Source organism: Streptomyces tauricus (genome assembly GCF_014650955.1).
GTDB lineage: Bacteria > Actinomycetota > Actinomycetes > Streptomycetales > Streptomycetaceae > Streptomyces > Streptomyces tauricus.
In genome coordinates this window covers 38,769-58,542 of record NZ_BMVY01000041.1, presented here as the reverse complement: position 1 = coordinate 58,542, position 19,774 = coordinate 38,769, and the positions used below count along the sequence as shown (strand labels likewise).

Genomic DNA, 19,774 nt, shown 5'->3' with positions numbered 1-19,774 from the left:
GCACGCACTGACCCCAGGAGGAATCCTTGTCGGAATGGCTTGTTCTCGCCCTCGCGATGGCCGCCGCGGCCGTCGTCGTCCTCGTCGTCACCTTCGTGCGGCACCGCACCGTCTCCGAGGACGACGATCCGTCCGACACCCCGGACGTCATCGAGTACATGACGATGATGATCGGCGTGGTGTACGCCATCGTGCTCGGCCTCGCCATCGCCGGAGTCTGGGAGGCGCGGGGCATCGCCGAGGACCACGTCCAGACGGAGGCGCAGGCGCTGCACGAGATCGACGAGCGGGTACGCGTCTATCCGCCCGACGTCCGCGACCGCGTCCGTGAGGACGTCGCGGCCTATGTCGATCACGTCGTCACCACCGAGTGGAAGACCATGGCCGACCACGGCCACGTCACCGGGCGGGGTACGGAACTGCTGAACCGGGTCCGCCAGGACGTCACCGACTACGAGCCGAAGACGGACTTCGAGGCCCAGGCCTACCAGCCGCTCCTCGACCAGGTGACCGCGGCGGACACCGCGCGCACCGCCCGCGCCGACTCGACGGCGCCGACCATGCCGGGTGTCGTGTGGTTCGGTCTGATCACCGGGGCCGTCGTGACCGTCGGGCTGATCTTCGCCCTGCAGATCCGCCGCACCGCGCGCGAAGTGATCCTGGCGGGCCTGTTCGCCGCCCTGATCGCCTTCCTGCTCTTCCTGATCTGGGACTTCGACGCGCCCTACAGCCGCGGGATCACGGCGACCGCCGACCCGTTCCTGACGCACTTCCCGGACGCCGGGAAATGACCTTCCCCGGCACCGGCGGCTGACGGCCCGCACCAGGCGCCCGTACCCGTGCCAGGGGGCGGGCGCCACGCCGTGCCCGTCCCCCGGGCGCGGGTACGGGTTACCCGGTTCGGCCCACACGATTGCCCCATTCGCGCTACTGCGATCGCGCCCGCGCCCGTACCTTCCTAGCGTTTCGGACATCGAGGTGCATGTACGGCGCAGCGGAAACGGTCCGCGGGCTGCTCCTCGGGACCCGGAGGACTCACCATGCGCGCGATACGCGTCGCCTCGGCCGCACTGCTGGGCATGACCGCACTGACCCTCGCCACGCCCGTCGCCGTCGCCGAGGGCGAGGGGGAACACGAGCCGGACCGCAACATCACCTCGTTCGGCTTCAACGTCTCGCCGTCGACGATCGCCGCGGGCGGCCGTGTCTCGCTGTCGGTCAACGGCTGCAAGAAGGAGACGAAGGTCAGCTCCGGTGTCTTCGACACGGTGACGATCCACAAGGGCCAGTCCAACGCCTCGGCCACCGTCGACTGGGACGCCAAACCGGGCGCGGTGTACGAGGTGACGTTCCAGTGCGGGCACGAATCCGGCCACACGGACCTCACCATCGCCGGTGGCCGCCCGGACGACCCGACGCATCCCTCCGCCCACCGGGGCGTCAAGGCGGGCGTCGGCGGCACCGCGGGCGGCTTCGACCTGGGCCAGATCGGCCTCGGGGCGGCGCTCATCGCCGGCTCGGTCGGCGCGGCGTACCACTGGTCGCGCAAGCGCGCCGGGGAACACGGCGGCTGACACGCCGGACGGCCCTTCGCCCCGGGAACCCTCACGGGTCCGGGGCGAAGGGCCGTTCACGTGCGTTCCGGTCTCCGAGGGGCGGAGCCCGTCCTGCGAGAGGGCTCAGATCCTGCTCTCGGCGCGGCGGCGCATCCAGAACACCCCGCCGCCGACGAGCGCGAGGCCGACCAGGGTGCCGCCGATCGCCATGTCGGTCGGCGTGGCCCCGTCCGAGCTGCTGCCGCCGAGACCACCGCGGACACCGCCGATGACGGTGAAGGCGGCGGACTTCGTCAGCGCGGGCTTGCCCTGGCAGTGGACCCTGATGTCGTACGCGCCGGGCGAGGCCGACCTGTTGATGGTCGCGGTCCCCTTGGACGTCTCGCTGTGGTTGTTGATCGGCGAGAGATCGGCCCGGGGGAACGCCCTGGACGTCATGCTGCCGCCGTGCGGGCACCCGTCGACGGTCACGGTGAGCTGTCCGCCCCGGGCGATGGCGCTGGGCATGGCGACGATGTTGCTAGAGGTGTCCCAGGCGACGGCCTGGGAGGCGGTGAGTCCGAGGGCGGCGATCGCTGTCGCAGAGACCGCCAGGGCACGAGTACGCATGTGTTCCTCCGCGGAAGGCGCCCCGGGGAACGTCCCCGGGTCGGTCGGCGAGAGAACGCCTCCCAGACAGACACTCAGTTGTCGTGCACAGGGCCGCATTTCGGGAATGGTCCGTCCTGGTGAGAGGACACGCCGACGAAAAGGAACACAATCGGATATTGCCGCAGGTCACGCACCGTCAGAAATTTCCTCGCGGTCGCGACTCGGATGGCGCACGGCGGCCCTGTCCACCACCCGTTCGCCTTTCTCCCGTCGCCCCGCACGCGGGCTGCGCTTAGCGTTCTCGTATGCGCGACGGACGTTGGCGACGGCCGCGTCGAGAGGGGTTTGCGAATGTCGGTTTCCGAGCTGGCCGAAGAGGAGGAGCGCCCCAGGAAGCGCGCTCCCTGGGGTGTCATAGCGCTTGTTCTGCTGACCGGCCTCGCCCTTATTCGCAATGGTTCGGGAGAATTCGACGTGGGGCCCCCGCAGCCCGCGACGGCCGCCGCCGCGGACAGTGCCTCCGCGGACGGGTCGCGGCCCGGCTCACCGGCGCCGCTGTCGTTCTCCGTGGCGGACCGCATCAGGATCCCGGCGATCCAGGTCGACGCCCCGGCCGTCCCGGTGGGCCTCGACATGGAGGGCTGGGTGGACGCGCCACCGCCGGAGGACCCGAATCTCGCGGGGTGGTTCTCGGGCGCGGTCTCCCCCGGTGAGAAGGGCACGGCCGTCGTCGTGGGCCATGTCGACAACCAGCAGGGGCCCGCGGTCTTCTACGGACTCGGCGCCCTGAAAAAGGGAAATCGCGTGGAGGTCGGACGGCGGGACGGAAAGACCGCCGTGTTCGAGATCTACGGCATCGAGGTGTTCGAGAAGAACAACTTCCCCGGAGACCGTGTCTACGGGAACACCGGTCAGCCCGAATTGCGTGTCATCACCTGCGGAGGCGGTTTCTCCAAGCAGAACGGCTACGACGGGAATGTCGTCGCGTTCGCCCGCCTGGTCGAGGTCCGCTGAGCAGTGCCCGGCCGGGTGGGCACGAGCCCGCCCGGCCGGAGCGCGCCTCGGGCCCTAGCTGATCTGCCGCCGGGGCACGGTGATGTGGTAGCCCGAGTCCAGCAGGCGCGGCAGGTAGTCGCGCAGCGCCCGCACGCTCTGTGAGCGGTTGCCGCCCGCGTCGTGCGCGAGGACCACGACACCCGGACCCGCCCCCTTGACGACCCGGCGCTCGATGTATCCGGCGCCCGGTGTCTTCCAGTCCAGGGTGTCGACGGTCCAGGCGAGGGGTTCCATGCCGAGGTCGGCACCGACCTCGAAGACGGCCCGGTTCCAGGCCCCGTACGGCGCGCGGAACCAGCCGGGCCGCTCGCCGTAGGCCTCCTCGATGACGTCGCAGGTGCGTTCCATCTGGGAGCGGATCGCGGACCTGCTCAGCTTGGTCATGAGCGGGTGGGACCAGGTGTGGTTGCCGACGACGTGCCCCTCGTCCGACATGCGGCGCAGCAGGTCCTTGTGGTCGGCGGCCATCTCGCCGCACACGAAGAACATGGCGCGCACGTCGTGGGCCTTGAGGGTCCGCAGGATGCCGGGGGTGTAGCGGGGGTCGGGACCGTCGTCGAAGCTCAGCACCATGCTGCGCTCCCGGTCCGAAAGCCGCAGGAACGGCTCGCGCCGTACGAGGGTGCGGGCGGGTGTGCCGCGGGCCGGGCCGTATCCGGCGATGGGCTGGAGGCGGTAGGCGGAGGGCCTGCGGACCGCTCCGTTCGCCTGGGCCCCGGCGGCGGGAGCGGCGGAGGACCGGACCGGAGGGCCCGGTTCGGCGCCGAGCAGCTGTACCGCGCCGGCCGCACCCGCCGCTCCCAGGGCGGCGGCACCGGCGAGCAATGCCCGGCGCCGCGAGAGGAACTGATCCTTATTCATGACTGATCACTCGCCCGGCGGTGGTGTGCCGCAGCACCTCGCCACCGGTGCGGTCGTATGAAAACACCCGTTGGGAGCATCTGGGTGTGTCCCCGCTGCGGCCGGCGGGGTCCCGGGCGGCGGCTCGACGCGCCGCTTCCGATAGCCTCGGGCCGTGACGGAACAGCACTCCCACCAGTTCGAACGTGGCACTGACGGGCCCAAGGTCATCATGGCCGGCGTCGACGGCTCCGAGTCCTCGCTGCGGGCGGCGTCCTACGCCGCCGGGCTGGCCAGGCGGCAGCGGGCGCTGCTCACGCTGGTGTACGTACAGCCGGTGATGGCGGCGGGTGCGGCGCTCGGGGTCCCGGTCGCCGACACGACCGACCAGATCGCCGAGGAGCTGGTCCGGGACATCCAGGAGGCGGCCGAGCAGGTCAAGGGCATATTCGATGTGCGCTGGGAGTTCCACACCTTCCGCGGCGACCCGTACAACGGGCTGGTCTCGGCGGCCGAGCAGCTGAAGGCGGACGCCGTCGTGGTGGGCGCGTCGGAGCAGGCGGGGCACCGGATCGTCGGTTCCGTCGCGATCCGGCTGGTGAAGGCGGGCCGCTGGCCGGTGACGGTGGTGCCGTAACCGCGGTGCGGTGACCGTGGTGCGGCGGCCCTGTGGACGGCGGTGCCGTGGCCCCGTGGACGGTGGCGCGGCAGGCCGGTGACGGTGGGCGGCGGGCCGAACCGGCGAGGACGGGACATATGCGGAGGCGGAGCCTTCCGTCCCGGATGACCGTTCGTCGTACCGTTCGCCGACGGGTTCGACCGTCTGCCGACGAGCCGTGTCCTGGCCCTGTCCCGGCGGGACGCCCTGCGCTGGCATACGGCCATGACGGCCGCCATCACCATGACCAGCAGGACGACCGCCGAGCACGAGCTGGCCGAATTGCAGCGGGAGCACGGGGCACCGCTCTTCGCCCTGATGCTGAGGCTCTCCGACGGGGACCGCCAGCGCGCCGAGGATCTGGTGCAGGAGACATTCGTACGCGCCTGGCAGCATCCCGAGGCCCTGCGCGCCGACGACTTCGATTCCGTACGGCCCTGGCTGCTGACCGTGGGGCGGCGCCTGGCCATCGACGCGCGGCGGGCCCGGCAGGCGCGGCCCGCCGAGGTCGGGGACGCCGTGCTGGAGAGCGCGCGCGTCTCGGCGGACCACGCCGAACGCTCCGTCGCGACCCTCGACGTACGGGAGGCTGTGAAGACTCTCACTCCGGAACACCGTGAAGTCCTGGTGCAGGTGTATTTCCGCGGGGCCAGCGTGGCGGAGGCCGCCGCCGCCCTGGGTATTCCGGCCGGTACCGTGAAGTCCCGCGCGTACTACGCGCTGCGCGCCCTGCGCCGGGTTCTTCCGGGATACGCGGCCGACCTGCGGTGAAACCGCGGGTTAGGTCAAGCCTCCGTAAAGCGCCTTGCTGAGGATCATGGTTGAGCAATCAGCTGTCCTCATCCGTGTTCCCCGACGGGGCCCGGGTTCGGGCGACGCGCACGCACCGGAGGAAGGCAGGAAGGGATGCTGCACAGAGGTCAAGAGAGCACGGACGGCACCGGCGGTGGAGAACTCACCGTCCCCATGGCGTGGTTGTACGCGGAGTACATCGCCGACGAACTGCTGCGGACCGGCGACCTGATGCCGCCCACGTCCTTCGAGTTCCGCGCCGGGCGCGACGCCCTGGCCCTCACCATCTTCCTGTCGGACACCGGCGGCGAGCTCTCCGGCATCCGGGTGGTGACGCAGCTGGAGACCTGGTTGTCGCTGACGGCGTACGACCAGCCGTGGCAGGACTGGGTGAGCGGACGCATGGCCAAGCTCGCGGCCGAGGCCGCCGACGCGGGTGGCCCCGCGCCGGATCTCGACCTGGCGGCGGCGGCCTGGCGCTGGCTGGAGGAGACCGAACTGCTCGCGCCCGACCTGGACGCGGTGCCGGGCGGTGGCCCCGTCATCGGCGAGGACGACGGCCCCAAGGTGTGGACCCCGGCCTGGCAGCTGGGGCTGCCGCTCGGGCATCTGGCGATCCATCTTTTCTGATTCTTCCGGCCGATCCCCCGACGGAGCCACCGGTCGGCTCCCCTGACCAGTTTTTTTCCGAACCTCGACCAATCCGCGGGCCCGACCGCTCCGAATCTCCAGGTTGCATTCCGATCGGGACTTGAGTGATTCGGCGGTCCCCTGCGTACCGGTGGGCAAGCAGCTACTCCCCGCACACCCCCACCCATCGGCACGGCATGAGGATTTGGTATGAGGTCGCTGGAACGCCACCGCGACGTCGGCGCATACGCGCTAGGCGTGCTGGACGAGGCGGACGCCTTCCGCTTCGAGGACCACCTCATGGAGTGTCCCCAGTGTGCGGTTCAGATACATGAACTGGCCGCGACGACACGGTCGTTGCGGGCGTACGCCGAGGCGACGCCACGCTCGGTGAACCCCATGACCCAGGCGGGTCCCGGCTTGTTGGACCGGCTCCTGGACGATGTCGTCACGGCCCGCAGGAGCGGGCGCAGGCGCTGGCTGTTCGCGGTCGCCGCCGCCGTGGTCTTCGCCGTCGGCGGACCCGCGGTCGCGGCCTTCACCGGCGACGAGGCCTCCGGCGCCAGGACGGTCGCCGCGACCGATCCGGGAACCGGCGTGTGGGCCGAGGTCACCACCCGCGACCGGGCCTACGGCAGCGAGGTGGACGCCGAGGTCAAGCACGCGTCCGCCGACCAGTCCTGCGAACTCGTGGCCATCGGCCGCGACGACTCGGAACAGGTGATCCTGAGCTGGACCGTGCCCAAGGGGGCCTCGTCGCCCTCCGACGGCATGCAGGGCGCCGCCGCGATGCATCTCGCGGACATCGCCCGGTACGAGGTGCGTACGGCGGACGGGAAACGTCTCGTGACGATCGAGGCACCCTGAGCGCCCAGTTCCCCCGTCCCGCCCCGCGGGCTGTCCGTGTCCGTCACTTCAGGAACTTGGACATCCTGCGGTCCGCGAGGGGCTTGCCGCCCGTCTGGCACGTGGGGCAGTACTGGAGCGACGAGTCGCTGAAGGAGACCTCGCGGACGGTGTCTCCGCAGACCGGACAGGGCTCGCCCGTCCGTCCGTGGACACGCAGACCGCTCTTCTTCTCGGCCTTGAGGCGGCCCGCGGCGACTCCGCGGGAACGCTCGACGGCCTCCATGAGGGTGGCGCGCAGCGCCTCGTACAGCCGTCGGGTCTCCTGCGGCGTCAGCGCGGAGGCCAGTTTGAAGGGCGACATCTTCGCGGCGTGCAGGATCTCGTCGCTGTAGGCGTTCCCCACCCCCGCGATCAGGCTCTGGTCACGCAGGGCGCCCTTCAGCTGTCTGCGCTCGCCTTCCAGGAGCGCGGCGAAACGGGCCTCGTCGAAGTCGTCGGCCAGCGGGTCCGGACCGAGGCGGGCCACACCGGGAACCTCCCCGGGATCCTGTACGACGTACACGGCCAGCCGCTTCTGCGTGCCCGCCTCGGTGAGGTCGAAGCCCTCACCGGTCTCCAGGGCGACGCGCATCGCCAGCGGGCCCTTGCCGGGGCGGGGCGGGCCGTCGGGCAGCCGGTCCTTCCAGTGGAGCCAGCCCGCCCGGGCCAGATGCGTGACGAAGTGCGGGCCGCCCGCGGTCTCCAGGTCCAGGAACTTGCCGTGCCGGTGCACGGCCGTGACCTCGCGGCCCTCCAGGGCGCCGAGCGGCGGATCGTACGTCTTGAGCACACTGATCGCGACGGGCAGCACGCGGATGATCTCGTGGCCGACCAGGTGTTCGGCCAGGAAGTCCTTCAACGCTTCGACCTCGGGCAGTTCCGGCATAGCTCCCAGGGTGCCACCGACGCCCCGAAAGGGGCGCGGGGAACTGCCCTCGCAGGGGTCCCGCCGCATTGCACACCCACGGGCCCCGGCCCCTTCACTCCCGTTCCGGCACCAGGAACTCGCACCACACGCACTTGCCGCCGCCCCGGGCCTCCACGCCCCACACGTCCGCCAGCCTGTCCACCAGCAGGAGACCCCGGCCCGAGACGCCGGACTCCCCCGCCTCGCGGCGCCGGGGCAGCGCGCTGGACGCGTCCTCGACCTCGACGCGGATCCGGCGGTCCGGCCCGGTGAGCGCCCTCAAGGTCACTACGGCGGCGCCCTCCGTGTGCATGAGGGCGTTGGTGATCAGCTCGTCGGCGATCAGCTCGATCTCGTCGGCGCGTTCCCGGGCGCCCCAGGCCCGTACGGCGGCCCGGACCATGTGCCGGGCCTCGGTGAGCGCCTCGGGGTCCCCGGGCCCCACGTGCTGCTGGACCCGCCCGCCGGGGCGCCGCGCGTCCTTCGCCACCCGGCGGAGCAGGAGCAGCGCCACGTCGTCCTCGCCGCCGCGTTCCTCCGCGACGTCGATGAGCCGGTCGGCCAGGTCGCGGACGTCGTCGGGCCCCGCGGCGACGAGTGCGCGCAGGGTCCGCATGCCGTCGTCGAGGTCGATCCCCGGCTGTTCGACCAGGCCGTCGGTGCACAGGAGCAGCGTCTGCCCGGGGTCGAGCTCCAGGGTGTCGACCGGGTATTCGAGGCGCCCGAACTCGGCGGACAGGCCGAGCGGCAGGCCACCCGCGACGGCGAGCCGGTGGCAGCTGCCGTCCGTGTGGCGGACCAGCGGGTCGATGTGGCCGGCCCGGACGACCTGGACGACTCCGGTGGCCAGGTCGGCCTCCGCGTACAGACAGGTCGCGAAGCGGTCGGTGTCGAGTTCGTGCAGGAAGAGGGAGGCGCGGGCCATGACGGTCGCCGGGGTGTGGCCCTCGGCCGCGTAGGCGCGCAGGACGATCCGCAGCTGGCCCATGACGGCGGCGGCGTGCGTGTCGTGTCCCTGGACGTCCCCGATGACCGCTCCGACCCGGCCGCCGGGCAGCGGGATCACGTCGTACCAGTCGCCGCCGATCTCGCGGCCCAGGGAGCCGGAGCGGTAGCGCACGGCGACGTCGGCGCCGGGGACGCGGGGGATCGTGCGCGGCAGCATGGCCTGCTGGAGCCCCTGGGCGAGGTCCTTCTCCTGCTCGTAGAACATGGCGCGCTGCAGGCTCTGCGCGATGCTGCTGCCGAGGGCGACGAGGACGTTGCGATCCTGTGCGGAGAAGCCGCGCCGGTCGTTGTAGAGCAGCCCCATGGCCCCGATGGGCCTGGCCTGCGCGATGAGGGGCAGATAGGCCGCCGAGGTGATGTCGAGTTCGGTGATGTGCGGCCACAGCAGCGGATAGCGCCGGGCGAACTCCTCCGGCGACTCGATGAAGCGCGGGGTGAGGGTGCGCACGACCTCGCTCATCGGGTACTGCTCGTCGATGCCGGTGACCAGGGTGCCGGGCACGAAGCTGCCCTTGGGGCCCTCCGCGACCAGCCGGATGCGGCCGGCCTCGACGAGGCCCATGACGAGGCTGGTCGCGCCCAGGTGGGTGACGCCCTGGTTGTTCTTCAGGACGTCGATGACGTCCTGGACCGTGCGGGCGTGGGCGAGGGCCGCCGTGGTGATCTGTACGACGTTCGTCTGCCGGCGGCGGGCCTCGATGTCCAGGGCGGCCTTCTCGCGGCGGTCCTGGGCCTCGCTCAGTTCCCGGGTGGCGTCACGGACGATGCCGATGATGCGGCGCGGCCGGCCGGTCGCGTCGCGCTGGATGTAGCCCTGGGTGTGGGTCCAGCGCAGGGTGCCGTCCCGGCGGCGGATGCGGAAGTACGCCCCGTAGTTCTCGCTGCCGTCCTTGAGGGACTGGGAGACGTGCGTGTCCAGGCGGTGGCCCTCGTCCGGCGGCACGCGCGAGGCCAGGTTCTCCGGACGGTCGGCGTACTCCTCGGGGAGCACGTCGAAGATCTCGTGGGCCAGCGCGTCCATCCGCATGAGACCGGTGTCCAGGTCCCAGTCGAAGCTGCCCATGCGGTTGAGCGTCAGAATCGGATCCGGTTGGGCGGGCCAGTCGTCCGGGAGTGACAGAGCGCTCTCACCCCGATCAACCATGAGCCCACCTTGTCAGGGTTTACCCGAATCCTCGACTCGTAGGACATAACCTGGTCGCCCCGCGGACGGAGCCGCCCCGCGTGACCATGAGAGGGCGCACGAGGAACGCATACGAAGGGCGAGGGGAACAAGAGGGAAGGGAGCGGTCGGCGTGGAGTGGTCCACCGCCCCTGAGTACTGGACCGGCCGGCTGGTCTTCCAGCGGGCGCTGGCGGTGGTCTATCTCGTCGCGTTCCTGGGCGCGGCTCTCCAGTTCCGCGCGCTGATCGGCGAGCGCGGCATGCTGCCGGTGTCCCGGTTCGTGGCCCGGGTGCCGTTCCGCCGGGCGCCGAGCGTGTTCCACCTCCACTGCTCCGACCGCTTCTTCGCGGCCTGGGCCTGGACGGGCTGCGCGGTGTCGCTGGCACTCGTCCTGGGCCTGGACAACCGGCTGCCGCTGTGGGGCGCCATGCTGCTCTGGCTGGTCCCCTGGGTCATGTACCTGTCGATCGTGAACGTCGGCCAGACCTGGTACGGCTTCGGCTGGGAGTCCCTGCTCCTGGAGACCGGCTTCGTCGCGGTGTTCCTCGGCAACGACGAGATCGCGCCACCCGTCGTGGTGCTCTTCCTGCTGCGCTGGCTCCTGTTCCGCGTGGAGTTCGGCGCCGGCCTGATCAAGATGCGCGGCGACGCCTGCTGGCGCAAGCTCACCTGCCTCGACCACCACCACGAGACCCAGCCGATGCCGGGTCCGCTGAGCTGGTTCTTCCACCGCCTCCCGAAGCCGATCCACCGGGCCGAGGTGGCCGCCAACCACGTCACCCAACTCGTCGTGCCGTTCCTGCTGTTCGCCCCGCAGCCGGTCGCCACGGCCGCCGCGGCCCTGATGATCGTCACCCAGCTGTGGCTGGTCCTGTCCGGCAACTTCTCCTGGCTGAACTGGATCACGATCGTGCTCGCCGTGCCGGCCCTGGCCCTGCCCGGCACGGCCCCGGAGGTCCCCGGCACCCCGCTCTGGTACGAGATCGTGGTCCTGTCGGCCGCGGCACTGATCGTCTTCCTCAGCCACGGGCCGGTCCGCAACATGCTCTCCCGCCGCCAGACCATGAACCGCTCCTTCGACCCGCTGCACCTGGTGAACACGTACGGGGCGTTCGGCAGCGTCAGCCGGATCCGGTACGAGGTGGTGGTCGAGGGGACGGCCGACCCGGCACCTCGGGAGGACGGAGACTGGCTGGAGTACGAGTTCCGGGGCAAGCCGGGCGATCCTCGGCGGTGGCCCCGGCAGTTCGCGCCCTACCATCTGCGGCTCGACTGGATGATGTGGTTCGCCGCGCTCTCCCCCGCGTACGCCGAGCCGTGGTTCGGCGGTCTCGTGGAACGGCTCCTGGCGAACGACCGCGACACGCTGCGCCTCCTGCGCCGCTCACCGTTCCCACCGGACGCCCCGCCCCACTACGTCCGGGCCCGCCTCTACCGCTACCGGTACACGACCTGGCGGGAGCTGCGCAGGACGGGCGCGTGCTGGGAGCGGACGTATGTACGGGAGTTCCTGCCGCCGACGCGGCTGGACTCCTAGAGCCCGGGGCTCTGGAGCCCAGGACTCTGGTGCCCTGGAGCCCTGGACGCCTGGGTCCCCGGACTCCTGGAGCCCTGGGCTCAGAGTCGGTAGACGCGCGTGGCCGTGCCCTCGAAGACCTGGGCGCGTTCGTCGCCGCTCAGGCCCAGGGTGAGACCGTCGGCCATGAACGCGACTCCGCCGTACGTCGTCGCGAGCGTGCACACCGGCCAGTCGGAGCCGAACATGAGGCGCCCCGGGCCGAAGGCGTCCAGCGCGGTGTCCGCGTAGGGCAGCATCTCCCGCCGCCGTGCCTGCGGCGAGCGCCGCCGCGTCAGGTCCGTCTCCGTCACCATGCCCGACAGCTTGCACACCGTGTTCGGCAGCGCGGCGAGCGCCCTGAAGTGGGTGGCCCACGGCTCCAGTTCGCCCGAGGCGATGGGCGGTTTCCCCAAGTGGTCGAGGACGAAGGTGAGACCGGGCAGTGCGGCGGCCGCCCGGACACAGGCCGGAAGCTGGTGGGGAAGCACCACCAGGTCGTACACGAGCCCGGCCGCCGCCACCGCGCCCAGTCCCCGGCGGACGTCCGGGCGCAGCAGCCACTCCGGGTCGGGTTCGCCCTGGACCTGGTGGCGGATGCCCCTCAGACACCGGCCGCCCGGCAGCTCGCGCAGTCGGGCCAGCTCGTCCGCCACGTCAGGGCGGGTGAGGTCCGTCCAGCCCACGACCCCGCCGATCAGGTCGTGCTCGTCCGCGAGGGTCAGGAACTCCGGGGTCTCCTCCGCCACCGTGACCGTCTGTACGAGGACGGTCCGGTGGACCCCCGCGGCACGCGCCTCCGCCTCCAGGTCCTGGACGGTGAAGTTCCGTCTCAGCGGTGCGAGTTCGGGGCCGACGATCCAGTCCTGGTCCCGTACGGACAGGTCCCAGACGTGGTGGTGGGCGTCGACGGTGCCCGTGTGGACCGTCACGGCAGCTCCCAGACGACCGGCAGCCCTGCCCGCGAGCCCTCGGCCGAGTAGTCGTGGACCACGTCCAGCAGCTCGGCCATCCGGGACTGCCAGGCGATGTTCACGGGCAGCTTCTCGAGTTCGGCGAGCAGGCGCGCGTAGTCCTCGCACTCCAGGAGGTGGAAGAGGTCGGGGCCGCTGCGCCAGATCGTCCAGGAGGTCGCGCCGGCCGCGCGGATCGCGTCCGTGAGTTCCTCCGGGACCTCGCGGTGGGCGGCCTCGTACGCGGCGATGCGGTCCTCGCGGACCTTGGTGTGCAGGGCGACTCTCATGACGGCTCCTCGGACGGGACGGGAGCTTCGGCGGGCAGGAGGCCCGTCTCCCGCAGCTCCTGCCACAGGCTCGCGGGCACGTCCGCCGTGAACTGGGCGGCGCAGTCACGGACTTCGTGGGGCGAGCGGGCGCCGACGAGTACGGCCGCGACCGCCGGGTGGGCCGCGCAGAAGGCGAGGGCCGCCGCCCGCAGGGTGGTGCCGTGCCGGTCCGCCGCCGCCTTGAGGGCCAGCGCCCTGTCCAGCAACTCCGCCGGGGCGGCGGCGTAGTTGTAGCGCGCTCCGGGCCTCGGGTCGGCCAGCAGACCGGAGTTGAAGGCGCCGCCGATGACGACGGACGTGCCGCGCTCCTGGGCGGCCGGCAGCAGGTCGGTGAGCGCCCGCTGGTCGAGCAGCGTGTAGCGGCCGGCGCAGAGCACCACGTCGACGTCCGTGTCGCGGACGAACCGGGTGAGCATCTCGGCCTGGTTCATGCCCGCGCCTATCGCGCCCACCACGCCCTCCGACCGCAGTTTCTCCAGCGCCGGATACCCCTCCCGGAAGGCCTCCTCGCCGTGGTCGTCCGGGTCGTGGAGGTAGACGACGTCCACCCGGTCGAGGCCCAGCCGCTCCAGGCTGGCGTCCAGGGTCCGGCGTATCCCGTCGGCGCTGAAGTCCCACACCCGGCGGTGCGTGGCGGGCACCGCGAAACCGTTGGCCAGGTCCGTGCCGCCCGCGTCGGTGGGCTCCAGACGGCGGCCCACCTTGGTGGAGACGGTGTACGCCGACCGGGGGCGCCCGCGCAGGGCCGCGCCGAGGCGTCGTTCGGAGTGGCCTATGCCGTAGTGGGGCGCGGTGTCGAAGTAGCGGATGCCCGCGTCCCAGGCGGCGTTCACCGTCTCGTACGCCTGCTCCTCGGGGACCTCGCTGTAGAGGCTGCCGATCCCGGCGGCGCCGAGGGCGAGCGCGGTGACGCCGACGGAACCGTGGCCGAGTGTCCGGGTCCGCATGCCGGTCACCGCCCCGCCGGGCGCAGCCGCAGCCCCTGCATGCCGCCGTCGACCGCGAGGGCCGTGCCGGTGGTGGCGCCCGACAGCGGGCTCGCCAAGTAGGCGATGGCGCCCGCGACTTCGTCGGCGGAGACGAGGCGTCCGGTGGGCTGGCGGGCCTCCAGCGCGGCCCGTTCGGCGGCCGGGTCGGGCGCGGCGTCCAGGAGGCGGCCGACCCACGGGGTGTCGGCCGTGCCGGGGTTCACGCAGTTGACGCGGATGCCCTCACGGATGTGGTCGGCGGCCATGGCGAGGGTCAGCGACAGGACGGCGCCCTTGGACGCGGAGTACAGGGCGCGCTGCGGGAGGCCCGCGGTGGCCGCGATGGAGCAGGTGTTCACGACGGCGGCGTGCGAGGACTTCCGCAGGTGCGGCAGGGCCGCCCTGGACGTACGCACCATGCCGACGACGTTGACGTTCATGACGCGGTGCCAGTCCTCGTCGTCGTTGTCCTCGACGGTGCCCTGGGCGCCGATGCCCGCGTTGTTGACCAGCACGTCCAGACCGCCGAGGTCGGCGACCGCCGCGGCGACGGCCCGGCGCACGGACTCGTCGTCGCCGACGTCGGCCTGATAGCCGAGCAGGGGTTTCTGTACGCCCTCCGGGTCCAGGTCGAGCACGGCGACCTGGGCGCCGCGGGCGGCGAGGAGTTCCGCCGTGGCCCGGCCGATGCCGGAGGCGCCGCCCGTCACCAGCGCCTTGAGTCCCTCGAAGTCACTCATGCCGCCTGCTCCTTCTGATTCTGCTCGGTCTGCTGCCGGTCGAGGTCGGCGGCCCAGAACGTGCCGCCGGGGAAGGTGAACTCGGCGATGGACTCCGGCCGCATGGTCGCCGAGAAACCCGGCAGGGTGGGTGCCCTGTACCGACCCTCTCCGATCACCACCGGATCGAGGAAGTGGTCGTGCAGATGGTCGACGTACTCGATCACCCGGTTCTCGGTCGTGCCGGAGAGTGCCACGTAGTCGAACATCGAGAGGTGCTGGACGAGTTCGCACAGTCCGACACCGCCGGCGTGCGGGCAGACGGGGACGCCGAACTTGGCCGCGAGGAGCAGGATCGCCAGGTTCTCGTTGACGCCGCCGACCCGGGCCGCGTCGATCTGCAGGACGTCGATCGCGCCCGCCTGGAGCAGCTGTTTGAAGACGATCCGGTTCTGCACGTGCTCTCCGGTGGCGACCTTGACCGGTGCGACGGCCTCGCGGATCGCGGCGTGGCCGAGGATGTCGTCGGGGCTGGTGGGCTCCTCGATCCAGTACGGGTCGAACTCGGTCAGCGCCTTGGTCCACTCGATCGCCTCGTCGACGTTCCACCGCTGGTTGGCGTCGATCGCGATCCGGATGCCGGGCCCGACGACGGCTCTGGCCACCCGGCAGCGCCGGACGTCGTCCGCGAGGTCCGCGCCGACCTTCAGCTTGATCTGGGTGAAGCCGTCGGCGACGGCCTGGCGGGCCAGCCGGGTCAGCTTCTCGTCGGAGTAGCCCAGCCAGCCGGGCGAGGTGGTGTAGCCGGGGAAGCCGCGCTCCTTCAGCAGGGCGGTACGTTCCGCCGCGCCCTCCCTGCCCTTGCGCAGCAGCCGGAGCGCGTCCTCGGGGGTGAGGACGTCCGCGATGTACCGGAAGTCCACCTGGGCGACGAGCCATTCGGGGGTGGCGTCGGCGAGGAGCTGCCACAGGGGCTTGCCTGCGCGCTTGGCGGCGAGGTCCCAGACGGCGTTGACGACGGCACCGATCGCCATGTGCATCACGCCCTTCTCGGGCCCGAGCCAGCGCAGTTGGCTGTCGCCCGTGAGGTCGCGGGCGAGCGATCCCGGGTCCGCGCACAGCTCGTCGACCGACCGCCCGAGGATGTGCGGGCGCAGCGCCTCGATCGCGGCGACCTGGACATCGTTGCCCCGCCCGATGGTGAAGGTGAATCCGTGCCCGTCCGGGTCGGCGGCCGAATCGTCCCCGTCCGTACGCAGGACGACGTACGCGGCCGAGTAGTCGGGATCCGGGTTCATGGCGTCGGACCCGTCGAGCTCCCGCGAGGTGGGAAAACGGATGTCGTAGGTGTCGACCGCGGTGATGCGGGAGGCGGCGGATGAGGACACAGAGGTGCCTTTCAGTCAGGGACAAGGGGCGGACTGTCGAGATCCGGCGCACCAGGGCGCCCCGTCAGGGGCGCGGGGCTGTAACGATGTGCGGCTCCGCGTGGGCGCGGCCAACCACAACGCACCCGCAGGTGCACACCACGCTCAGTCCTGCGCCCGGCCGGTGGTCACCCGGGCGATCATCAGAGCGACGAGGATGATCCCCCCGTAGATGGCCTGGATCCAGAAGGACGGCACCTGCGCGAGGGTCAGCAGGTTCTGGACCACTCCAAGAAGGAGAACTCCCGTGAGGGCCCCGAACATCGTGCCCTTGCCCCCGTCGAGGCTGATCCCCCCGATCACCGCGGCGGCGAACACCGTGAAGATCATGTTCTGGCCCTGGTTGGCGTTGATCGCGCCGACATAGCCGGTCTGCATCAGCCCGCCGACCGCGGCCAGCGTCCCCGCGACGACGAACACGCCGAGCATGACGCGCTCGACCCGGATACCGGCCGCGCGCGCCGCGTCCGGGTTGCCGCCGATCGCGTACAGGGCCCGTCCCCAGCGGTGGTACTTGAGGACGAATCCGGCGACTCCGAACGCCGCCGCCGCCAGCCACACCGAGATCGGCACGGTCAGGAAGGTGGTGGTGGCCAGGGTGTAGAAGGCGTCGGGCATCCCGAAGAGCGTCTTGCCCTCGGTCGCGCCGACGAGCAGACCGCGCAGGATGATCAGCATCGCCAGCGTCACGATGAACGCGTTGAGCTTGAGCTTCACGACGAGGAAGCCGTTGAACCCGCCGATGATCGCGCCGACGACGAGGATCGCGAGCAGCGCGACTCCGGCGGGCAGCTCCGTACCCCAGCCGGACTGCGCGGCGGGCAGCAGCAACAGCGCGCCGACGGCGGGCGCGATCCCGACGACCGACTCCAGGGACAGGTCGAACTTGCCGGTGATGAGCACCAGCGACTCGGCGAGCACCACCATCGCGAGGGCCGCCGAGGCGCCCAGGATGGAGATGATGTTCTGCTCGGTGAGGAAGGCGTCGTTGACGAACGCGCCGAGCACCAGCAGCAGCAACAGGGCAGGTACGAGGGCGAGTTCGCGCGCCCTGCGCAGGAGTACGGCCTTGGCGTCGGCCTTGCTCCGCAGTGGTCGCAGGGGGGTGGGGGCCGAGGCCGACGGGGCCTTCGTGTCAGCCATGGTGGTCCACTCCTTCGATGGAGGCGATCAGCTCGTGGTCACGCCAGCCCGCCGGGTGCTCGGCGACGACACGGCCGTGGAAGAGGACGAGGACCCGGTCGCAGCGGCGCAGGTCGTCGAGTTCGTCGGAGACGACGAGGACGGCGGTGCCGTCGTCGCGGGCCGAGTCCATGCGCGAGAGCAGGGACTCCTTGGACTTCACGTCGACGCCCGCGGTGGGGTTGATCAGGACCAGCAGCCGGGGGTCGGAGGCGAGGGCCCGGGCCATGACGACCTTCTGGGCGTTGCCGCCGGAGAGGTCGGACACGGGCTGGTCGGGCCCCTCGGTGTGGATGTCGAGGCGGTCGATCAGCTCGTCGGCGACGCCCCGCTTGCGGTCGGTGCCGACGAATCCGTACCGGCCGAGGCGGTCCAGGACGCTCATGGTGGCGTTGTCGCCGACGGTCATCCCGAAGACCAGCCCCTGGCCGTGCCGGTCACGCGGTACGCAGCCGACACCGGCCCGCAGCGCCGCCGTCACATCGCCGAACGGCAGTGTCCTGCCGTCCAGTTGGGCTTTTCCGCCGGTCGGTGAGTGCAGTCCCGTGAAGGACTCGGCCAGCTCGATCTTGCCGCTGCCGCTGGACCCGGCGAGCCCGACGACCTCTCCGCCGCGCACGGTCAGATCGACACTCTCGTACGCGTCCGACGTCAGCCCGTGCGCTTCGAGGACGACGGGCGCTCCGGCGGCCACCTCCCCGCGGGCGGCCTTCTCCTCCACGGCGGCGATGGACTCCCCCGCCATGGCCTCGACGAGGGCGGCCCGCGGCAGGTCCGCCACCGGCGCCGTGGTGATCCAGCGGGCGTCGCGCAGGACCGTCACGGTCTGGCAGACCTCGTACACCTCCTGGAGGTGGTGCGAGATGAAGAGGAAGGTGACGCCGGATTCCTGCAGTGCGCGCATCCTCGTGAAGAGTCGCTCGATCTCCCGGTTGTCGAGCTGGGCGGTCGGCTCGTCGAGGACGATGAACCGCGCGCCGAAGCTCAACGCCCGTGCGATCTCCACCATTTGGCGGTCCTCGACCTTGAGGTCGGCGGTCCGCGCCTCGGGGTCGACCCGCACGTCCCAGGTGTCCAGCACCTCGGCGGCCTCGCTCCGCAGCCGGCGCCAGCTGATGAAGCCGCCGCGGCCCTGCGGCTGCCGGTTGATGAAGAGGTTCTCGGCGACCGTCAACTCCGGTACCACGGTGGGCTTCTGGTAGACGCAGGCCACCTTGCGGCGCCAGGCGTCCCGGTCGGTCAGCGCGGGCGCGGGCGCGCCGTCGAAGCGGACCGTGCCCTCGTCGGGTGCCTGGAGTCCGGTCAGGACGGTGACGAGGGTGGACTTGCCCGCGCCGTTGCGGCCGACGAGGGCGTGGGACTCGCCCGCGTGCACGGTGAGTCGACCGTCGGCGAGCGCGACGGTGGGGCCGTACCGCTTGGCGATGCCCCGCGCCTCAACGAGTGGTGGTGTGCTCATTTGACCGTGTTGCCCCACAGCTCGGGGTCGTCGACGTTCTCCTTGGTCACCAGCGGCGCGGTCAGCTGGTCCTCGAGGATGCCGCTGGGCAGCTTGACGATCTCCGAGTCGTGGTCGGTCGGACCCGGCTTGAACGTCTTCCCCGCCATCGCCGCCTTGATGTAGTACATGCCGTACTTGGCGTAGAGGTCGGCCGGCTGCGAGACGGTGGCGTCGATCTGGCCCTTGCGGATCGCGTCGTACTCCTGCGGGATGCCGTCGTTCGAGACGATCGAGATGTGGCCCTTCTCGCCGGCCTTCTTCAGCAGCCCCTTGGACTTGAGGGTCTGCAGGGTGGGCGCGAGGTAGACGCCGCCCGCCTGCATGTAGATGCCCTTGATGTCGGGGTTGGCGTTCAGGAGGGTGTCCAGCTTGGAGGCCGCGGTGTCGGACTCCCACTTGGCGGGGATCTCCAGGACCTTCAGCTTCGGGAACTTCTCCTTCACGCAGGTGCGGAAGGCCTCGGAGCGGTCCCGGCCGTTGACCGAGGCGAGGTCGCCCATGATCTGCACGACCTTGCCGGAGGGGATCTGCTCGCCGAGGTACTCACAGGCCTTCTGCCCGTACGCGACGTTGTCGGCGCGGACGACCATCGCGACCTTGCCCTTCTCGGGCGCCACGTCGACGGCGACCACGGGCACGCCCTTGCGTTCGGCCTGGTCGAGGCCCGCGGAGATCGCGGCGCTGTCCAGGGGGGCCACGACGAGGCCCTTCACACCCTGGTTGAGCTGGTTGTTGATGTCCGTGATCTGCTGCGAGGGGTCACTGTTGGAGTTGACGGTCTTGAGCGCGTCGACGTCCTCGGACTTCGCCATCTTGGGCACGTAGTCGTTGTACGACTGCCAGAACGGCGAGGTCAGCAGGGGCAGGATGACCCCGACCTTGCCGCTCCCGTCGCCTTTGCCACCACCGGAGTCGACGGTGTCCTTGGTGCTGCCGCACGCCGTGAGCGCGAGGGCGGCGCAGACGGCCGCGGCCGTCGCACCCATCGCTCGCGAGGCGTTTCGCCCGTTCCTGTACCGCACAGTTCTGCCGGCCATCTATCGGCT

Annotated in this window: 20 protein-coding genes; 8 read left to right on the top strand and 12 right to left on the bottom strand. The window is 71.2% G+C overall.

Going from position 1 to position 19,774, the window contains the following annotated elements; genetic code table 11:
- Window positions 1-26 precede the first annotated feature (26 nt).
- Both IE278_RS36615 and IE278_RS36610 read left to right on the top strand, forming a co-directional pair.
- Entirely contained in the window at window positions 27-791 is a 765-nt protein-coding gene (locus IE278_RS36615; RefSeq protein WP_189779153.1) for a bestrophin-like domain, read from the top strand.
- 249 nt (window positions 792-1,040) lie between these two features.
- Entirely contained in the window at window positions 1,041-1,574 is a 534-nt protein-coding gene (locus IE278_RS36610; RefSeq protein WP_189779151.1) for a hypothetical protein, read from the top strand.
- A gap of 105 nt (window positions 1,575-1,679) precedes the next feature.
- Here the strand turns inward: IE278_RS36610 and IE278_RS36605 are convergent, their stop codons facing one another.
- Window positions 1,680-2,165: a hypothetical protein gene (locus IE278_RS36605; RefSeq protein ID WP_189779149.1), complete on the bottom strand. Its 486-nt coding sequence runs from the start codon at window positions 2,163-2,165 to the stop codon at window positions 1,680-1,682.
- 333 nt (window positions 2,166-2,498) lie between these two features.
- Here IE278_RS36605 and IE278_RS36600 point away from each other — a divergent pair, with 333 nt between their 5' ends.
- A complete protein-coding gene (locus tag IE278_RS36600; protein ID WP_189779147.1) occupies window positions 2,499-3,161 on the top strand; it encodes a class F sortase in 663 nt (220 codons plus the stop codon).
- Window positions 3,162-3,215: 54 nt separating this feature from the next.
- On the opposite strand, the gene IE278_RS36595 is transcribed toward IE278_RS36600, so the two are convergent.
- Window positions 3,216-4,064 (bottom strand): polysaccharide deacetylase family protein, encoded by an 849-nt coding sequence (locus tag IE278_RS36595; RefSeq protein ID WP_189779145.1) that lies wholly within the window; start codon window positions 4,062-4,064, stop codon window positions 3,216-3,218.
- Window positions 4,065-4,218: 154 nt separating this feature from the next.
- On the opposite strand from IE278_RS36595, the gene IE278_RS36590 reads away from it, so the two are divergent.
- The 4 genes from IE278_RS36590 (at window position 4,219) to IE278_RS36575 (ending at window position 6,990) form a co-directional block, all read left to right on the top strand.
- Entirely contained in the window at window positions 4,219-4,680 is a 462-nt protein-coding gene (locus IE278_RS36590; protein ID WP_189779143.1) for a universal stress protein, read from the top strand.
- Window positions 4,681-4,926: 246 nt separating this feature from the next.
- Complete coding sequence (locus IE278_RS36585) at window positions 4,927-5,472, top strand: sigma-70 family RNA polymerase sigma factor (protein ID WP_189779141.1); 546 nt, start codon at window positions 4,927-4,929, stop codon at window positions 5,470-5,472.
- Window positions 5,473-5,607: 135 nt separating this feature from the next.
- Entirely contained in the window at window positions 5,608-6,123 is a 516-nt protein-coding gene (locus IE278_RS36580; protein WP_189779139.1) for a hypothetical protein, read from the top strand.
- A gap of 210 nt (window positions 6,124-6,333) precedes the next feature.
- Window positions 6,334-6,990, top strand: a complete 657-nt coding sequence (locus IE278_RS36575) for an anti-sigma factor family protein (RefSeq protein WP_189779138.1) — start codon at window positions 6,334-6,336, stop codon at window positions 6,988-6,990.
- A gap of 43 nt (window positions 6,991-7,033) precedes the next feature.
- Here IE278_RS36575 and IE278_RS36570 read toward each other — a convergent pair whose 3' ends face one another.
- Entirely contained in the window at window positions 7,034-7,897 is an 864-nt protein-coding gene (locus IE278_RS36570; RefSeq protein ID WP_189779136.1) for an Fpg/Nei family DNA glycosylase, read from the bottom strand.
- Between the two features lie 94 nt (window positions 7,898-7,991).
- A complete protein-coding gene (locus IE278_RS36565) occupies window positions 7,992-10,070 on the bottom strand; it encodes a SpoIIE family protein phosphatase (protein ID WP_189779133.1) in 2,079 nt (692 codons plus the stop codon).
- Window positions 10,071-10,221: 151 nt separating this feature from the next.
- Between IE278_RS36565 and IE278_RS36560 the strand changes: the two genes are divergently transcribed.
- Window positions 10,222-11,628 carry a lipase maturation factor family protein gene (locus tag IE278_RS36560; protein WP_189779131.1) on the top strand — a complete coding sequence of 469 codons (1,407 nt, stop codon included), beginning with the start codon at window positions 10,222-10,224 and terminating at the stop codon, window positions 11,626-11,628.
- Between the two features lie 80 nt (window positions 11,629-11,708).
- Here the strand turns inward: IE278_RS36560 and IE278_RS36555 are convergent, their stop codons facing one another.
- From IE278_RS36555 to IE278_RS36520, 8 genes are all read right to left on the bottom strand, one after another.
- Entirely contained in the window at window positions 11,709-12,578 is an 870-nt protein-coding gene (locus IE278_RS36555; protein ID WP_246571263.1) for an amidohydrolase family protein, read from the bottom strand.
- Window positions 12,575-12,889 carry an L-rhamnose mutarotase gene (locus IE278_RS36550; RefSeq protein WP_189779129.1) on the bottom strand — a complete coding sequence of 105 codons (315 nt, stop codon included), beginning with the start codon at window positions 12,887-12,889 and terminating at the stop codon, window positions 12,575-12,577. The genes IE278_RS36555 and IE278_RS36550 overlap by 4 nt, the downstream gene beginning before the upstream one ends.
- Window positions 12,886-13,878 carry an aldo/keto reductase gene (locus IE278_RS36545; RefSeq protein ID WP_189779127.1) on the bottom strand — a complete coding sequence of 331 codons (993 nt, stop codon included), beginning with the start codon at window positions 13,876-13,878 and terminating at the stop codon, window positions 12,886-12,888. Before IE278_RS36545 ends, IE278_RS36550 begins: the two co-directional genes overlap by 4 nt.
- Window positions 13,879-13,883: 5 nt before the next feature.
- A complete protein-coding gene (locus IE278_RS36540; RefSeq protein ID WP_189779125.1) occupies window positions 13,884-14,639 on the bottom strand; it encodes an SDR family NAD(P)-dependent oxidoreductase in 756 nt (251 codons plus the stop codon).
- Window positions 14,636-16,006: an L-fuconate dehydratase gene (locus IE278_RS36535; protein WP_246571260.1), complete on the bottom strand. Its 1,371-nt coding sequence runs from the start codon at window positions 16,004-16,006 to the stop codon at window positions 14,636-14,638. Before IE278_RS36535 ends, IE278_RS36540 begins: the two co-directional genes overlap by 4 nt.
- 144 nt (window positions 16,007-16,150) lie before the next feature.
- Window positions 16,151-17,188, bottom strand: a complete 1,038-nt coding sequence (locus IE278_RS36530; RefSeq protein ID WP_189779123.1) for an ABC transporter permease — start codon at window positions 17,186-17,188, stop codon at window positions 16,151-16,153.
- Entirely contained in the window at window positions 17,181-18,686 is a 1,506-nt protein-coding gene (locus IE278_RS36525; protein WP_189779121.1) for a sugar ABC transporter ATP-binding protein, read from the bottom strand. Before IE278_RS36525 ends, IE278_RS36530 begins: the two co-directional genes overlap by 8 nt.
- Window positions 18,683-19,765 carry a sugar ABC transporter substrate-binding protein gene (locus IE278_RS36520; RefSeq protein ID WP_189779119.1) on the bottom strand — a complete coding sequence of 361 codons (1,083 nt, stop codon included), beginning with the start codon at window positions 19,763-19,765 and terminating at the stop codon, window positions 18,683-18,685. The genes IE278_RS36525 and IE278_RS36520 overlap by 4 nt, the downstream gene beginning before the upstream one ends.
- Between the last annotated feature and the right edge of the window lie 9 nt (window positions 19,766-19,774).

What these genes read in the sequence shown, in the direction of transcription:
- IE278_RS36530 (WP_189779123.1), bottom strand. Translation starts at nt 17,188, where the DNA reads ATGGCTGACACGAAGGCCCCGTCGGCCTCGGCCCCCACCCCCCTGCGA.
- IE278_RS36585 (WP_189779141.1), top strand. Translation starts at nt 4,927, where the DNA reads ATGACGGCCGCCATCACCATGACCAGCAGGACGACCGCCGAGCACGAG.
- IE278_RS36580 (WP_189779139.1), top strand. Translation starts at nt 5,608, where the DNA reads ATGCTGCACAGAGGTCAAGAGAGCACGGACGGCACCGGCGGTGGAGAA.
- IE278_RS36600 (WP_189779147.1), top strand. Translation starts at nt 2,499, where the DNA reads ATGTCGGTTTCCGAGCTGGCCGAAGAGGAGGAGCGCCCCAGGAAGCGC.
- IE278_RS36540 (WP_189779125.1), bottom strand. Translation starts at nt 14,639, where the DNA reads ATGAGTGACTTCGAGGGACTCAAGGCGCTGGTGACGGGCGGCGCCTCC.
- IE278_RS36605 (WP_189779149.1), bottom strand. Translation starts at nt 2,165, where the DNA reads ATGCGTACTCGTGCCCTGGCGGTCTCTGCGACAGCGATCGCCGCCCTC.
- IE278_RS36610 (WP_189779151.1), top strand. Translation starts at nt 1,041, where the DNA reads ATGCGCGCGATACGCGTCGCCTCGGCCGCACTGCTGGGCATGACCGCA.
- IE278_RS36570 (WP_189779136.1), bottom strand. Translation starts at nt 7,897, where the DNA reads ATGCCGGAACTGCCCGAGGTCGAAGCGTTGAAGGACTTCCTGGCCGAA.
- IE278_RS36520 (WP_189779119.1), bottom strand. Translation starts at nt 19,765, where the DNA reads ATGGCCGGCAGAACTGTGCGGTACAGGAACGGGCGAAACGCCTCGCGA.
- IE278_RS36565 (WP_189779133.1), bottom strand. Translation starts at nt 10,070, where the DNA reads ATGGTTGATCGGGGTGAGAGCGCTCTGTCACTCCCGGACGACTGGCCC.
- IE278_RS36550 (WP_189779129.1), bottom strand. Translation starts at nt 12,889, where the DNA reads ATGAGAGTCGCCCTGCACACCAAGGTCCGCGAGGACCGCATCGCCGCG.
- IE278_RS36575 (WP_189779138.1), top strand. Translation starts at nt 6,334, where the DNA reads ATGAGGTCGCTGGAACGCCACCGCGACGTCGGCGCATACGCGCTAGGC.
- IE278_RS36595 (WP_189779145.1), bottom strand. Translation starts at nt 4,064, where the DNA reads ATGAATAAGGATCAGTTCCTCTCGCGGCGCCGGGCATTGCTCGCCGGT.
- IE278_RS36545 (WP_189779127.1), bottom strand. Translation starts at nt 13,878, where the DNA reads ATGCGGACCCGGACACTCGGCCACGGTTCCGTCGGCGTCACCGCGCTC.
- IE278_RS36525 (WP_189779121.1), bottom strand. Translation starts at nt 18,686, where the DNA reads ATGAGCACACCACCACTCGTTGAGGCGCGGGGCATCGCCAAGCGGTAC.